This window comes from Bradyrhizobium sp. IC3123, assembly GCF_020193625.1.
Classification (GTDB): domain Bacteria; phylum Pseudomonadota; class Alphaproteobacteria; order Rhizobiales; family Xanthobacteraceae; genus Bradyrhizobium; species Bradyrhizobium yuanmingense.
Genome location: NZ_JADYVF010000002.1, coordinates 167,582 through 182,753, shown reverse-complemented (window position 1 = coordinate 182,753; position 15,172 = coordinate 167,582). Strand labels below are relative to the sequence as shown.

Here is a 15,172-nt window from a genome sequence, read left to right as displayed (position 1 = left end):
GATCGGCCGGCAGCGGCATGAGCACCGAGGCTCGAAAACCGCCGCCCCAGATCGCGCTGAAGATCCGGCGCATTCTGGGCGGCAAGGCAGGCTGGAACGGCGTTGCCGTCCAGTTTGCCTTCGCGGCGATCCTGGGCTGGATCGGCTACGAGATCGTCTCCAACGCGCGGGCCAATCTCGAGAACCAGCACATCGCCGCCGGCTTCGGCTTCCTCAGGAACAATGCCGGCTTCGACGTCAACCAGACCCTGATCTCCTATACCGGCTCGGACACGTTCCTGCGCGTGTTCGTGGTCGGACTGTTGAATACGCTCGTGGTCTCCGTGGTGGGCATTGTCTTCGCCACGGTGATCGGCTTCATCGTCGCGCTGTGCCGGCTGTCGCCCAATTGGCTGCTGTCGCGGGTCGGCGAGATCTATGTCGAGGTCATCCGCAACCTGCCACTGCTGTTCCAGATCCTGTTCTGGTACCTGGCGGTGCTCGCGGCCCTGCCAAATCCGCGGCAGAGCATTTCCCTGTTCGGCATTGCCTTCATCAGCAATCGAGGCCTCGTCATTCCCAGCCCGATCGGTCAGAGCGGTCTCGCGCCGTTCCTCGCGGTGCTGGCGCTCGGCATCGTCGCCTCACTGGCGCTGCGCGTCTACGCAAGGCGAGCGCTGTTTCAGCGCGGGCAGGTGATCCGCATCTGGCCTTCCGTGCTGGCCCTGCTATTCGGGCTTCCGCTGGCCACGATGCTGGTCTTCGGTCTGCCTTTCACCTTCGAGCTGCCGCAGCTGAGGGGGTTCAACTTCGCCGGCGGCTCACGCATCATCCCGGAATTCGTGGCGCTGACGGTGGCGCTGGCGACCTATACCGCCGCCTTCATCGCCGAGATCGTGCGCGCTGGCATCCTGTCCGTTCACAAGGGGCAGATGGAGGCGGGATCTTCGCTCGGCCTCAGCCGCGGCGCCACGCTCCGCCTCATCGTCGTGCCGCAGGCCATGCGCGTCATCGTGCCGCCGCTGACCAACCAGTACCTCAATCTCACCAAGAACTCGTCGCTGGCGGTCGCGATCGGCTATCCTGACCTGGTGTCGGTGTTTGCCGGCACGTCGCTGAGCCAGACCGGGCAGGCGATCGAGATCATCGCCATGACGATGGGCGTCTATCTCCTGATCTCGCTCCTGACCAGCGCGATCATGAGCGTCTACGGTTGGCGTGTCAGCCGGAGCCTCGGCGCATGAGCGATGTCATCTCGTCCAGCTTCGTCCGCCAGGACCTGCTCGCCGAGCGTCCGGCGCCGGTGAAGACCACGGGCTTCATCGGCCTGATGCGCACGCGCCTGTTCAACTCGCCGACCAACATCCTGCTGACGATCGTCGGCGCCTTGCTGCTCTGGTTCACCATCGTTCCCTCCGTCAAGTTCCTGTTGGTCGATGCGGTCTGGAGCGGTAAGGACCGCACCGCGTGCCTCGCCGAGAACGCCGGCTTTGCGGTCGGCGCCTGCTGGCCCTACATCCAGGCGAAGCTCCCGCAACTGATCTACGGCTTCTATCCCGAGGCCGAGCGTTGGCGGGTGAACTTGACGCTGTTGCTTGCAGTGGTCCTACTGTTGCCGCTGCTCATTCCGCGGCTGCCGGCGAAGAGCCTGAATGCCGGCCTGTTCTTCGTCGCCTTTCCGGTGGTGGCGTTCTTCCTGCTGCACGGCGGAGGCATCAAGGGCTTCGGGCTGAGCTGGACGGCCGGCCTGCTGCAATTGTTCGACGAGAGCATCGTCGGTGCCGGACAGGCGCTGCTCACCTCGAGCAGGACCTCCGCGGTCGGTCCGCTGCTGTGGGTGCTCGGGAGCCTCATCGTGCTGCTCGGCACGGTGATCCATTGGCTGATCTTTCCGCTCACCTGGCTGCGCGATTATATCCAGGGCACGGGCCAGCCGGTCTGGGCAGATTTCGCCGTCACGGGCGCGATCGTCTGCCTGATCGCCTTCGTTCTCGGCGGTGGTGTTCGCACCGGCGGGCGGGCTCTGGCGTCGAGCATCGCCACCTTCATTGGCATCGCCATCGTCATCAGGCTGATGGATCTCGATCACGGCGGATTGCCGATCGTAACGACGAATCTGTGGGGTGGCCTCCTGGTGACGCTGGTGGTCTCCGTCACCGGCATCGTCACCTCGCTGCCGATCGGCATCGCGCTCGCGCTCGGCCGCCGCTCGACCATTCCCTTGATCCGGATCTTCTCGATCGCCTTCATCGAGTTCTGGCGCGGCGTGCCGCTGATCACCGTGCTGTTCTTCGCAACCTACATGCTGCCGCTGTTCCTTCCCGGCAATTTCACCGTCGACGGCTTGGTGCGTGCGCTGATCGGAATCGCGCTGTTCACCGGTGCCTATCAGGCCGAGAACGTCCGCGGCGGGCTCGCGGCCATCCCGCGCGGGCAGAGCGAGGCGGCCGCCGCCCTCGGACTGTCCTGGTGGAAGACGACCTCGCTGATCGTGCTGCCGCAGGGGCTGCGGCACGTCATTCCGAACCTCGTCAACAGCTTCATCTCGCTGTTCAAGGACACCTCGCTGGTCTCGATCGTGGCGCTGTTCGATCTGCTCGGCTCGCTGCGCGCTTCGTTCGCGGATCCGAAATGGTCGACGCCGTCGACGGCGTTCACCGGCTTCGCCTTCGCTGGGATCATCTACTTCCTGTTCTGCTTTGGCATGTCACGCTATTCCTTGTTCGTCGAGCACCGCCTCAACGCCCACCGCCGCAACTGATCGAGGCCACCATGTCCGAGCCCATCGTCAAGATTTCCGGCCTGAACAAATGGTACGGCGAATTCCACGTCCTGCGTGACGTCGATCTCGCGGTGCAGAAGGGCGAACGCATCGTGATCTGCGGCCCCTCGGGCTCGGGCAAGTCCACGCTGATCCGCTGCATCAATGCGCTGGAGGAATTCCAGGAAGGCGAGATCGTCGTCGACGGCATCGAGCTCGGGCCGAACCTCAAGCACGTCGACGCGGTCCGCCGTGAAGTCGGCATGGTGTTCCAAAGCTTCAACCTGTTCCCGCATCTGACCGTGCTCGACAATTGCACGCTGGCGCCGATCTGGGTCCGCAACATCCCCAAGAAGGACGCCGAGGTGACGGCGATGAAGTTCCTCGAGCGCGTCAAGATCCCGCACCAGGCCAACAAGTTTCCGGGTCAGATGTCCGGCGGCCAGCAGCAGCGCGTCGCGATCGCGCGAGCCCTGACCATGAACCCGAAGGTGATGCTGTTCGACGAGCCGACCTCGGCGCTCGACCCCGAGATGGTTAAGGAGGTGCTCGACACCATGGTCGACCTCGCCGAGGAAGGCATGACCATGCTGGTCGTCACTCACGAGATGGGCTTTGCCCGCGAGGTCGCCAACCGCGTCGTGTTCATGGACGCCGGGCAGATCATCGAGGCCAACACTCCGAACGAGTTCTTCGCCGCCCCGCAGCACGCCCGCACCAAGCTGTTCCTGAGCCAGATTCTGCGCTGAGTCCGGCGACCCGTGGCCTCGCCGGTCTGACCGCAAGCCTGGCACCATCCGAATCGGCTTGCCTCTTTTCGGACCATCTCCGGAGAGAGACCTTGCAGAGCAGTGCTGGCGTGCGCGCATACCAGAATGCGCGACTGGAAAAGAAGCTGAAGAAGCAGGCGGACGCCGTCATGGCCTTCGCGATCGAGGCACTCGGGCAGGGCAGGCCCGATGAGGCCGAGATGCTCTGCCGCGAGATCTTGAAGGAGGTGCCGGATCATTTTCATGCCACGCACCTGCTCGGCCTGCGCGCGTTCGACGGCGGGCGGCTCGACGAGGCGGAATTCCTGCTCGAACGTGCGATTGCACTCGAGCCGCGTTCGCCCGATGCGCACGGCAATCTCGGCGCCGTCTATTTCGCGCTGGAGAAATTCGCTGGCGCCCGCGCCTGCCAGGAGAAGGCCATCGCGCTCAAGCCGAATTGTCCGATCACCCTGACCAATCTCGGCAATACGTTGCTGCACATCGGCCTCGGCAACGAGGCGATCGGGCTGCACGAGCGGGCGATCAGGCTGAAGCCGGATTATGCCGATGCGTTTTGCAACCGCGGCATGGCGGAATTGATGACGGGCCAGTTCGAGCGCGCCAAGGCGAGCTTCGACCGTGCCCTGACATTTCAGCCATCTCACGCCGAGGCGATCGCGGGCAGGGGGATGGTCAGCCTCGAGCTCCGGCACTTCGCGCAGGCGGGTGCCGCCTTCGACGCCGCGCTCGCGATCAAGCCGGGTTCGCCGCGGATTCTGTTGCAGCGTGGAAGGCTCAATTTGAGTTTAGCCCGGCTGGAGCAGGCGGCCGCGGACCTCGACGCGGCGCTGGCGCAATCGCCACGGCTCGAGCTCGCGCTGTGCTGGCGGGCGCAGATCGACATTCTCGCGGCAAACACGGCGCGGGCGATGGCAGGCGTCAAGACGCTGCTCGAGGTCAATCCGCAATCCGAGATGGGGTTGGCGCTTTTGGCGGCGTGCCATGTGAACCAGGGAGACATCCTGACCGCGCTCGCGCACCTCGACGCCGCGCTCGAGATCGCGCCGGATTTTCCGGAGGCGATCGGATACAAGATCTTCGTGCTGGACTACCTGCCGGAGGCCGATTTCGCCGCCCAGCAGGCCGCGCGGAAATACTGGTGGGACGCGATCGGCGCGAAGCTGCAGCAAAGGACGCTGGCGCCGCGGCCACTCGATCCTGACCGGCGGATCGTGATCGGATACGTCGCATCCGAATTCAGGGACCACTCGGCGGCATACTCTCTGTTGCCGGTGCTGCGCAATCATGATCACGCCCAGTTCAAGGTCGTCTGCTATTCCTGCTGGCCGGTGCAGGACGAGATGACGGAGAGCTTCAAGCCTCTCGCGGATGTCTTCGTCGATGCCGCACAATTGTCCGATGACGAGCTGGCCGACCGCATCCAGGCCGATGGCATCGATATTCTGATCGATGTCTCCGGGCACACGACCGGCAGCAGGCCTCATGTCTTCGCCCGCAAGCCGGCGCCGATCCAGGTGACGGGCTTCGGGCATGCCACGGGGACGGGCCTTCAAACCATGGACTACGTGCTCGCGGACCCGATCTTCATCCCGCAATCGGCGCGCCATCTCCTGGCCGAAAGGGTGCACGACCTGCCGTGCCTGATCACAATCGATCCGATCCTGGACATTCCGCCTTCAGAGCCACCCATGCTCCGCAACGGCTACGTCACTTTCGGGGTGTTCAACCGCATCTTCAAGATTTCGGACGAAGCCATCCGGGTGTGGTCGAACGTCATGCATGCGGTGAGGGGATCGAAGATCATCGTCAAGAACGGGCTGCTTGACGATCCATTGCTGCGCGATCGACTGGTCGCGCGGTTCGCGGCAGAAGGGGTCGCCGAAGAGAATGTCATCTGCATGGGCTCGACCTCGCGCCCCGAGCATCTGCGGGCCTTTGCGATGGTCGACATGTCCCTCGACACCTTCCCGCAGAACGGCGGCATCAGCACCTGGGAGTCCCTCTATGCCGGCGTTCCCGTGGTCGCCAAGCTCGGCAGCGGCGCTTCGTCGCGCGCCGGCGGCTCCATCGTTGCCGCCGTCGGCCTGGAGGACTGGGTCGCCGAGGATGACGCGGGCTATGCCGCGATCGCGTGCAAACACGCGGCGCAGCCGGCCTACCTGGCAAAGCTGCGGGCGGATCTGCCGGCTCGGATCGCAGCCTCGCCGGCCGGCGACGTCGAGTTTTACACGCGCGAGGTCGAAGCGGCCTATCGCCGGTTCTGGCGCGATCATTGTGCCGCCGCCTCGGACGTGGCGTAGGACGATTGCGCTGGGCCCCGGGAAATCCCGGAGGCGATAGGACTCCGGTGACCGGCAGGCCAAGCTCGCGAATCAGTTAGACTCTGCTGAGGGCATCCTCCGGAGATACACCTTGCAGAAGAGCGGCGGCGGCGCGCGCGCGTTCCAGAATGCGCGATTGCAGAAGAAGTTGATGAAGCAGGCCGACGCCGTCATTGCCGCTGCCGCGAACGCCTATGGCCAGGGCCGATATGCCGAGACCGAGGCGCTATGCCGCGAGATCCTGAAAGCCCTTCCGGATCATGTCGATGCCATGCACCTGCTCGGCATGTGCGCCCATGACGGCCGGCGCCTGGAAGAGGCGAGGGAGCTGCTCGAGCGCGTGATCGCGCTCGATCCGCGCCTGCACGATGCCCACAACAACCTCGCGACCGTGCATTTCGACCTCGGCAATTACGAAGAGGCGCGGCGCTGCCAGGAGAGGGCGATCGCGCTCAAGCCGAATTTCGCGGTGGCGCTGACCAACCTCGGCAACACGCTGATGCATATGGGGCTGTACGAACAGGCGCTCGAGATGCACGAGCGCGCCATCAAGATTAAACCGGATTATGCCGATGCGCTCTGCAATCGCGGCATGGTCGAGATCGTGCTTGGGCAGATCATGCGTGCCAAGGAGAGCTTCGATCGCGCCCTGCTGTTTCAGCCGCGTCACGCCGAGGCCATCGTCGGCAGCGGCATGGTCAGCATGGAGCTGCGGCACCACGAGGAGGCCGCAGCCAAGTTCGCTCAGGCCCTCGCAATCAAGCCAGGCGCGCCACGAATTCTGGCCCAGCGCGGACGGCTCAGTTACGAGCTGCAGCACCTGCAGGAGGCGCTGGCGGATTTCGATGCGGCGCTTGCGATTTCGCCCAAGCTCGAGCTGGCCCTTCGGGGCAAGGCGCAGGTCTGCCTCGTCATGGGAAGGACCGCGCAGGCGATGGCGGCCGCAACGACCTTGATCGAGCGAAATCCTCGCTCGGAGATGGGGTTGGCGCTTCTGGGCTTCGCTTATTCGAACCAGGGAGATATGGAATCCGCGATTGAATATCTCGATCGCGCGCTGGCGCTCCGACCGGACTATGGAGACGCGATCAGAGGCAAGATCTTCTTGCTGGACTACCTTGCGGAGGCGGATTTCGCGGTCCAGCAGGCGGTGCGAAAGTCCTGGTGGGATGCAATCGGCTCGAGGATTCCGCAAAGGACGCTGCCGAAGCGGCCGCTGGATCCGGACAAGCAGATTGTGGTCGGATATGTCGCGGCCGAATTCCGACAACACTCGGCGGGACTCACCTTGCTGCCCGTGTTGCGCCATCATGATCACGCCAAGTTCAAGATCGTCTGCTATTACGCCTGGCCGGGGGCGGACGAGTACACCGCCAAGTTCAAGGCGCTGGCGGACGTCTGGGTCGACGCTTGGCAGATGTCGGACGACGAGCTCGCCGATCGTATTCAGGCCGACAATGTCGACATTCTGATCGACGTTTCCGGCCACACGACCGGCAACAGGCTGCAATGCTTCGCGCGGAAGCCGGCTCCGATCCAGGCCACCGGCTTCGGACACGCGACGGGTACGGGCATGCCGACCATGGATTACGTGCTCGCCGATCCCATTTTCATTCCGCCATCGGCCCGGCATCTGTTTCCCGAGAAGATCCACGATCTGCCGTGCCTGATCACGATGGAGCCGGTCACCAATCTAAAGCCCTCCGAGCTGCCGATGCTCCGCAACGGCTACGTCACCTTTGGTGTGTTCAACCGCATCTACAAGATCTCGGATGATGCGATCCGCGTGTGGTCGCGCATCATGCGGGAAGTGCCGGGATCGAAGATCATCCTCAAGCATGGTTTGCTCGACGATGCCCTGCTGCGCGATAGCCTGGTCGCACGCTTCATCGCACAGGGTATTGCGGAGGAGGACATCACTTGCCTCGGCACCACCTCGCGTGACGACCATCTGATGGCCTTCGACAAGATCGATATTTCCCTCGACACGTTCCCGCAGAACGGCGGCATCAGCACCTGGGAATCCCTCTACAAGGGCGTTCCGGTCGTGGCCAAGCTCGGCATTGGAGCCTCCTCGCGTGCCGGCGCCTCCATCGTGGCGGCCGTCGGCCTCGGCGACTGGGTCGCGGAGGATGACGACGGCTATGTCGAGATCGCCCGCAAGTTTGCCTCGCAGCCCGAATATCTGGCGAAGTTGCGCGCGGGCTTACCGGCCCAGATCGCAGCCTCGCCCGCCGGCAATGTCGAGATCTACACGCGTGAGCTCGAGGCGGGTTACCGAAAGTTCTGGCGCGACTATTGTGCCGCTGCCGCCGAGCACGGCGACGCTGCGGTCAGCGGGGCGGACGCACCTGGCGGCTCCTGAGCCGCATCCTGCAGGCGACCCCCGGGATATCCCGGACGGATTTCTGGTCCGGCAGCCCGGCCGGGTCGGTGCGCGAATCAGTTAGACTCGGCCTTGGGCCATCTTCCGGAGAGACACCTTGCAGAGCAGCGTCGGCGCGCGCGCATTCCAGAATGCGCGGTTGCAGAAGAAATTGAAGAAGCAGGCCGACGCCGTCATCTCCGCCGCGGCGAGCGCCTATGGTCAAGGCAGATATGCGGAGAGCGAGGCGCTCTGCCGCCAGATCTTGCAAGCCGTTCCGGATCATTTCGACGCGACGCACGTGCTCGGCCTCAGCGTGCAGCAGGGCGGGCGCCTCGACGAAGCGCAACAGCTGCTCGAGCGCGCGATTGCGATCGATCCGCGTTCGCACGAGGCTCAGAGCAATCTCGCGGCCGTCTACTTCGTGCTTCAGAAATTGGAAGCGGCGCGCGCCTGTCAGGAGAAAGCGATCGCGCTGAAGCCGAGTTTTACCCCCGCCCTGGCCGGCCTCGGCAACATCCTGCTCCAGATGAACCTGCCCGAACAGGCCATCGAGGTCTACGAGCGCGCCATCAAGCTGAAGCCCGACTACGCCGACGCGCTTTGCAATCATGGCGTGGCGGAGCTGGCGCTGTTCCGGTTTGACCGCGCCAGGGAGAGCTTTAACCGCGCGTTGTTGTTTCAGCCGCGCCACGTCGAAGCGCTGATCGGCAAAGGCGTGGTCAGCATCGAGCTCAAGCGCTACGATGAGGCGGAAGCTGCACTCGCAGCGGCGTTCGCGATCAAGCCCGATTCGGCGAAGATCCTGGCGCAGCGCGGACGCCTCAACTCGGCGCTGTCGCGGCTGGAACAGGCGGCCGCGGACTTCGATGCGGCCCTTGCACTTTCGCCCCGGTTCGAAATGGCCTTGCGGGGAAAGGCGGAGGTCTCGCTCAGCCTGGGCAACACCGCACAGGCGATCCTGGCCTGCACGACCTTGCTCGAGCAGAATCCACGTTCCACGATCGCATTGGCGTTGCTGAGCTCCTGTTTTGCAAATCAGGGAGAAATCGCGTCCGCAATCGAACATCTCGACGCCGCGCTGGCGATCTCTCCGGATCCAGACTTGATGGCGCGGAAGATCTACTATCTTGACTTTCTCCCCGACGCCGATTTCACGATCCAGCAGGCGACGCGACGGTCCTGGGGCGAAGCGATCGGTGCCCGCGTGCCGCAGAGGAAGCTCGCCCCCCGGCAGCTCGATCCCGACAGGCGGATCGTGATCGGCTATGTTTCCGCCGAATTCTGGTATCATTCGGCGGCGTTCGGCTTGCTGCCGGTGCTGCGCCATCACGATCATGCCAGCTTCGAGGTCGTCTGCTATTCGTGCTCGCCGACACGAGATGCGATCACAGCCGAATTCAAGTCGGCGGCAGACGGCTGGGTCGATGCCTGGCAGATGTTCGACGACGAACTGGCCGATCGTATCGAGGCCGACAAGGTCGACATCCTGATCGACGTGTCCGGGCACTCGTCGGGCAACAGGCTTCAGATCTTCGCCCGCAAGCCGGCTCCGATCCAGGTCACGGGCTTCGGGCACGCGACCGGTACCGGCCTTCGGACGATGGACTACGTGCTCGCGGACCCTGTCTTCATTCCGCAATCGGCGCGGCATCTGCTGGCCGAAAAGGTCTATGACCTGCCGTGTCTGATCACGATCGATCCCATCCTCGATGTGCCGCCTTCGGAGCTTCCCATGCTCCGCAACGGCTACGTCACCTTCGGCGTGTTCAACCGCGTCAACAAGATCTCGGACGAGGCCATTCGCGTGTGGTCGAACGTGATGCGGGAGGTGGCCGGATCGAAGATCATCATCAAGCATACGCTGCTCGACGATCCCCTAGTGCGCGACGGCCTTCTCGCGCGCTTTGTCGCCCACGGGATTGCCGAGGAGAGGATCACCTGCCTCGGCTCGTCCGAGCGCGCCGATCATCTGCGAGCCTTCGCGCTGGTCGATATTTCGCTCGATCCGTTTCCGCAGAACGGCGGCGTCAGCACCTGGGAATCCCTCTATGCGGGCGTTCCGGTCGTCGCCAAGCTCGGCCACGGCGCATCCTCGCGCGCCGGCGGCTCCATCGCGGCCGCCGTCGGTCTTGACGACTGGGTGGCCGAGGACGACGAGGGCTACGCCGCTATCGCGTGCAAATTCGCTGCCCAGCCCGCGCATCTGGCAAAGCTGCGCGCGGAATTGCCGGCCCGGATCGCGGCTTCGGCCGCGGGTAATGTCGAAACCTACACGCGCAGGGTCGAGGAGGGCTACCGCAAGTTCTGGCGCGACTATTGTGCCGCGGCCTCGGAAAGCGGGGAGGTCGCTTAAGCCGGCCGAACCGCGCAGATTTTGTGGATCTGCGCCTTCGGCCCGAGGATGCGCGTGACGATCAGACGAAGGGCGGCTTGATGTTGCTGCGCTTCTCCAGCCATTCCGGCACCGGCAGGTTCTTGGCGCGCATGAAGTCGGCGTTGAACAGCTTCGACAGATAGCGGCTGCCGGAATCGCACAGCACGGTGACGATCGTCTTGCCGGGCCCGAGCTGCTTCGCAAGCCGCATCGCGCCGACGACATTGATGCCCGTCGAGCCGCCGAGGCAGAGACCTTCATGCTGGAGCAGTTCGTAGATCGCACTGACGGCGTCGGTGTCGGGAATGAGATAGGCATCGTCGACCTTGGCAGTCTCGACGATCGCGGTGGCGCGGTTGAGGCCGATGCCCTCCGTGATCGAGCCGCCCGGCGTCGCCTTGGGATCGCCGGTCCTGAAATATTCGTACATGCCGGCACCGTGCGGATCGGCGCAGGCGATGCGGATGTTCTTGTTCTTCTCCTTCAGATAGCGGCTGACGCCGGCGAGCGTGCCGCCGCTGCCGACCGAGCAGACGAAGCCGTCGACCTTGCCGCCGGTCTGCTCCCAGATCTCAGGCCCCGTGGATTCGTAATGCGCCTTGGCGTTGTCCAGGTTGTTCCATTGGTCGGCGAACAGCACGCCATTGGGCTCGGTCTTGCGCAGCTCGTCGGCGAGCCGCCGGCCAACATGCTGGTAGTTGTTGGGGTTGGCGTAGGGAAGGGCCGGCACCTCGATCAGCTCGGCACCGCAAAGCTTCAGGAAATCCTTCTTCTCCTGGCTCTGCGTCTCCGGGATCACGATCAGGGTGCGGTAGCCGCGCGCGCTCGCAACCACGGCAAGGCCGATGCCGGTATTGCCGGCGGTCGCTTCCACCACCAGCCCGCCGGGCTTCAGCTCGCCGCGCTTCTCGGCCTCCAGGATCATCCATTTCCCGGCGCGGTCCTTCACCGACTGACCGGGATTCATGAACTCGGCCTTGCCCAGGATGGTGCAGCCGGTCAATTCCGAAGCCTGCTTGAGCTTGATCAGGGGGGTGTTGCCGATGGCTTCGACAACGTCGTTGCGAATGGTCATGTCGGGGAAAATCACTACCAAGGGGTTGATCGGCTTTGGCCCGAACCTAGTGCTTGGGAGGCCAAAGGGGAAGGCTTTTGCGCTGCGGCGAACCCGACCGAAACGCCCGCGGAAACAGTGATATGCCTGCAGTAGGAAATGGCCCAACCCCGGCCCGTGCACGAAACGATTGCGCTCCCGATCAACGTTGTTGCGACCAATTCTTGCCACGGGCGAAACGGGTCGCGACAGGGCGCGTGTCCTGTTCGCGGGGGATTATCTAGAAATGCGGTTGTCCCTCGGTGGTAAGAACCTCAGCCGCCGCAGCGAGAGAGGCGAAGCGAACCCTGCAGCAACGGGTGTGGCCGCGATATCACATGAAATCTTGGTAAGCTTGCTTACGTTTTCCCAATGTTTCGCAATGAAGAAAGTCTCTGCGAGACAGCCGCTTTTCGCATTCTTGTCAGTTCGCTCCCGCCTCGTTGGCACGGGCATCTCGCAATTGCGGCACTGTCCCGCCGTTCCGCGCCCGGCTAGTATGAAGCTCAGGTTCCGCAGAAAGCATCATCACTGTGAGCGCGTCGTCCAAAGCCTCCCGACCACCCTGCCGCGAATCGGTTAATCCGGCAGCGTTGCGGCGGCTTGATCTGCCCGGCGGGGGGTGGATGTGACACAGCAAGTTCCAGTGGTCGCCTCGCGGCGGTCTCGCGGTTCTGCACTCCGAACGCTGCGCGCGGCGCGATGGACTGCGGTGCTGTGCCTCGCCGCGGCTTCGGGGGCTTGCGTGCTGACCCAGGATCTTCCCGATCCCGCGCTCGACGTTCCCACGCATTACAAATATGCCGGGAAGGGCGACGCGCCGCCGTCGCTGGATTGGTGGCGCGGCTTCCGCTCTGCGGAGCTGACGCAGCTGATGGAGGAGGCGCAGACCGTCAATCTCGACATCGCCGCGGCCGTGGCGCGCATCGTCCAGGCCGACGCCCAGGCGCGGCAGGCCGGCGCGGCGCTGCTGCCGAGTGTCTCGACAGGCGGATCCGAAACCTATTCGCGCACATCGGGCTCGAGCGCTTCGGGACTGTCCATCGGCGGACGCGAGGTCGTCAATTATTCGGCCTCGCTGAGCGCGAGCTATCAGCTCGATTTCTGGGGCCAGAACCGCGACGCGCTGCAATCGGCAGAGGAGACGGCGAACGCCAACCGTTTCGATCGCGACACGGTCGCGCTGACCACGCTCGCCGCCGTCGCCAACGCCTATTTCCAGGTGCTGGCCTCGCAGGACCGCATCAGGACCTCACAGCGCAACATCGCAAGCGCGCAGCGCATCCTCGATGCGGTGAGGGAGCGCCGCAGGGCCGGCACCGGCACCGATCTCGACGTCGCCCAGCAGGAGAGCGTACTGGCGAACCAGAAGGCGCTGGTGCCGCCGTTGCGCCAGACGCTGGACCAGAACGTCAACGCGCTCGCCGTGCTGGTGTCGCGGCCGCCGGAGAGCGTGCGCGTGCACGGCGGCTCTCTGGACCGGATCGCGATCCCGCGCGTGACGCCCGGCCTGCCGTCGGAGTTGCTGACGCAGCGGCCGGACATCCGCCGACAGGAGGCGCAGCTCGCCTCGGCCACCGCCAACATCGGCAATGCCCGGGCACAATTCTTTCCGACCATCCAGCTCACCGGCAATGGCGGCTACCAGAGCTCGGCGCTGGTCTCGCTGTTCCAGCCGCATGCGGCCTTCTTCCAGCTCGTCGGCAGCGCGACACAGCCGATCTTCGACGGCGGCAGGATCCTCGGCAATTTCGAGTTGGCCAAGGCGCGGCAGGACGAGCTGCTGCAAACCTATCGCAAGACCATCATCCAGGCCTTTGCCGACGTCGACAACGCGCTGTTCTCGATCAAGCAGACCACGATCAGGCTGCAATTGCAGCGCGACGTCGTCGCCGCCTCGCGTCGCGCCTTCGATCTTTCCGAGCAGCAATTGCGTGCCGGCACCGCCGACATCGTCACAGTGCTCAACACCCAACTGACCCTGTTCCAGGCGGAAGACGCGTTGTGGCAGGCCCAACTCGCACGGCTTCTGGCCATCGTCAGCCTGTACCAGGCGCTCGGCGGAGGCTGGGAGCCGCGAATGGAGAAACCGGTCAATGCTCTTTAAGCCTGACACCAAGCAAGGCGCGCGAGAGGGGACAGCGAAGCGATCGCGCGGCCGCAGCTTCGTCATGACCCTGATCACGCTCGCGATCCTTGGCGGCCTTGGTTACGTCGGCTGGATTGCAATGCAGCAGCAGCAGGCGAACAACCGCAATCAGCGCCCCGATCTACCGGTGCCGGTGCTGGCGGCGAGCCCGCGCATCCAGGACGTGCCGGTTTATCTCGACGGCGTCGGCGCGATCCGCGCGCTCAACACCGTAACCGTGCGCTCGCAGGTCGACGGCAAGCTGATCGCGGTCAACTTCACGGAAGGCCAGGACGTCAAGAAGGGCGACGTGCTCGGCGAAATCGATCCGGCGATCTATCAGGCTCAGTACGACCAGGCGGTTGCCAAGAAGGCGCAGGATCAGGCCCAGCTCGCCAACCAACGCATCGACCTCGCGCGCTACGAGCAGCTCGCGGCCTCCAACGCCGGCTCCAAGCAGCAGGCCGACACCCAGCGTGCGCTGGTCGCGCAGACCGAGGCGCTGGTCAAGGCCGACCAGGCTGCGATCGACAACGCGGCGGCGACGCTGAGCTACACCAAGATCGTGGCGCCGATCTCGGGCCGCGTTGGCCTGCGCCTGGTCGACCAGGGCAACATCATCCATGCCTCCGACACCACGGGCCTCGTGGTGATCACGCAATTGCAGCCGATCGCGGTGTGGTTCAGCCTGCCGCAACAGCAGATCATGCGCGTCAACGCGGCGGCAGCGAAGGGGCCGCTCGCGGTCGACGTGTTCGGCAATGACGGCATCACGGTGATCGATACCGGCAAGCTCACCGGCATCGACAACCAGGTCGACCAGACCACCGGCACGCTCAAGCTCAAGGCCGAATTCCCCAATGCCAATTACCAGCTCTGGCCGGGCCAGTTCGTCAATGTCCGCCTCAAGGTCGAGACCTTGACGCAGGCGCTGGTGGTGCCGACCTCGGCGGTGCAGCGCGGCCCGATCGGCACTTTCAGCTACGTCATCGGCGCGGACAACATCGTCTCGGCCAAGCCCGTGACGGTGACCCAGCAGAACGAGCATGACGCCGTGATCGCCAGCGGCCTGTCGGCGAGCGAGAGGGTGGTCACCACGGGCTTCGCAAATCTGTCCGACGGCTCCAAGGTGATCGTCGGCCGCGACGACCAGACTCCGTCGGCCGATCTTGCCCCACGCAAGCGCTCGCGCGCACCGGACGCCCAGAAGAAGGATGGTGCCAACGAAGGCCAGAAGGACGGGCAGAAGGACGGCCAAGCCAAGGACGGCGAGTTGCGCGCCAAGCGCAAGAGCAGTGAAGGCGACCAGAAGGGGCAGACGGGACCGGCGCCGGGGCCGGGGGCATCGGAAAGTGGAGCCAAGCAGCCATGATCC

9 protein-coding genes are annotated in these 15,172 nt (G+C 64.5%); 8 read left to right on the top strand and 1 reads right to left on the bottom strand.

Features of this window, described 5'->3' with window-relative positions; translation table 11 throughout:
• The first annotated feature begins 17 nt into the window (after positions 1 to 17).
• From I6F20_RS06200 to I6F20_RS06175, 6 genes are all read left to right on the top strand, one after another.
• Positions 18 to 1,223 (top strand): amino acid ABC transporter permease, encoded by a 1,206-nt coding sequence (locus I6F20_RS06200; protein WP_036027974.1) that lies wholly within the window; start codon positions 18 to 20, stop codon positions 1,221 to 1,223.
• Positions 1,220 to 2,740, top strand: coding sequence for an amino acid ABC transporter permease (locus I6F20_RS06195; RefSeq protein ID WP_109145812.1), 1,521 nt, complete (start codon positions 1,220 to 1,222; stop codon positions 2,738 to 2,740). The genes I6F20_RS06200 and I6F20_RS06195 overlap by 4 nt, the downstream gene beginning before the upstream one ends.
• An 11-nt stretch (positions 2,741 to 2,751) precedes the next feature.
• The gene (locus I6F20_RS06190) at positions 2,752 to 3,489 is read left to right on the top strand and encodes an amino acid ABC transporter ATP-binding protein (protein WP_035999552.1); all 738 of its coding nucleotides are present in this window, start codon (positions 2,752 to 2,754) and stop codon (positions 3,487 to 3,489) included.
• Positions 3,490 to 3,581: 92 nt separating this feature from the next.
• On the top strand, positions 3,582 to 5,813 hold the full coding sequence (locus I6F20_RS06185; protein ID WP_225125461.1) for an O-linked N-acetylglucosamine transferase family protein: 2,232 nt from the start codon (positions 3,582 to 3,584) through the stop codon (positions 5,811 to 5,813).
• Between the two features lie 112 nt (positions 5,814 to 5,925).
• A complete protein-coding gene (locus I6F20_RS06180; protein WP_225125460.1) occupies positions 5,926 to 8,199 on the top strand; it encodes an O-linked N-acetylglucosamine transferase, SPINDLY family protein in 2,274 nt (757 codons plus the stop codon).
• 118 nt (positions 8,200 to 8,317) lie between these two features.
• Complete coding sequence (locus I6F20_RS06175; RefSeq protein ID WP_225125459.1) at positions 8,318 to 10,555, top strand: tetratricopeptide repeat protein; 2,238 nt, start codon at positions 8,318 to 8,320, stop codon at positions 10,553 to 10,555.
• A gap of 61 nt (positions 10,556 to 10,616) precedes the next feature.
• Here the strand turns inward: I6F20_RS06175 and I6F20_RS06170 are convergent, their stop codons facing one another.
• Positions 10,617 to 11,651, bottom strand: a complete 1,035-nt coding sequence (locus I6F20_RS06170; protein WP_035999544.1) for a cysteine synthase A — start codon at positions 11,649 to 11,651, stop codon at positions 10,617 to 10,619.
• A 640-nt stretch (positions 11,652 to 12,291) separates the two neighbouring features.
• Between I6F20_RS06170 and I6F20_RS06165 the strand changes: the two genes are divergently transcribed.
• Positions 12,292 to 13,776 carry an efflux transporter outer membrane subunit gene (locus tag I6F20_RS06165; protein WP_225125458.1) on the top strand — a complete coding sequence of 495 codons (1,485 nt, stop codon included), beginning with the start codon at positions 12,292 to 12,294 and terminating at the stop codon, positions 13,774 to 13,776.
• The gene (locus I6F20_RS06160; RefSeq protein WP_035999538.1) at positions 13,766 to 15,169 is read left to right on the top strand and encodes an efflux RND transporter periplasmic adaptor subunit; all 1,404 of its coding nucleotides are present in this window, start codon (positions 13,766 to 13,768) and stop codon (positions 15,167 to 15,169) included. The genes I6F20_RS06165 and I6F20_RS06160 overlap by 11 nt, the downstream gene beginning before the upstream one ends.
• Positions 15,170 to 15,172: the final 3 nt, after the last annotated feature.

What these genes read in the sequence shown, in the direction of transcription:
- I6F20_RS06195 (WP_109145812.1), top strand. Translation starts at nt 1,220, where the DNA reads ATGAGCGATGTCATCTCGTCCAGCTTCGTCCGCCAGGACCTGCTCGCC.
- I6F20_RS06160 (WP_035999538.1), top strand. Translation starts at nt 13,766, where the DNA reads ATGCTCTTTAAGCCTGACACCAAGCAAGGCGCGCGAGAGGGGACAGCG.
- I6F20_RS06200 (WP_036027974.1), top strand. Translation starts at nt 18, where the DNA reads ATGAGCACCGAGGCTCGAAAACCGCCGCCCCAGATCGCGCTGAAGATC.
- I6F20_RS06170 (WP_035999544.1), bottom strand. Translation starts at nt 11,651, where the DNA reads ATGACCATTCGCAACGACGTTGTCGAAGCCATCGGCAACACCCCCCTG.
- I6F20_RS06190 (WP_035999552.1), top strand. Translation starts at nt 2,752, where the DNA reads ATGTCCGAGCCCATCGTCAAGATTTCCGGCCTGAACAAATGGTACGGC.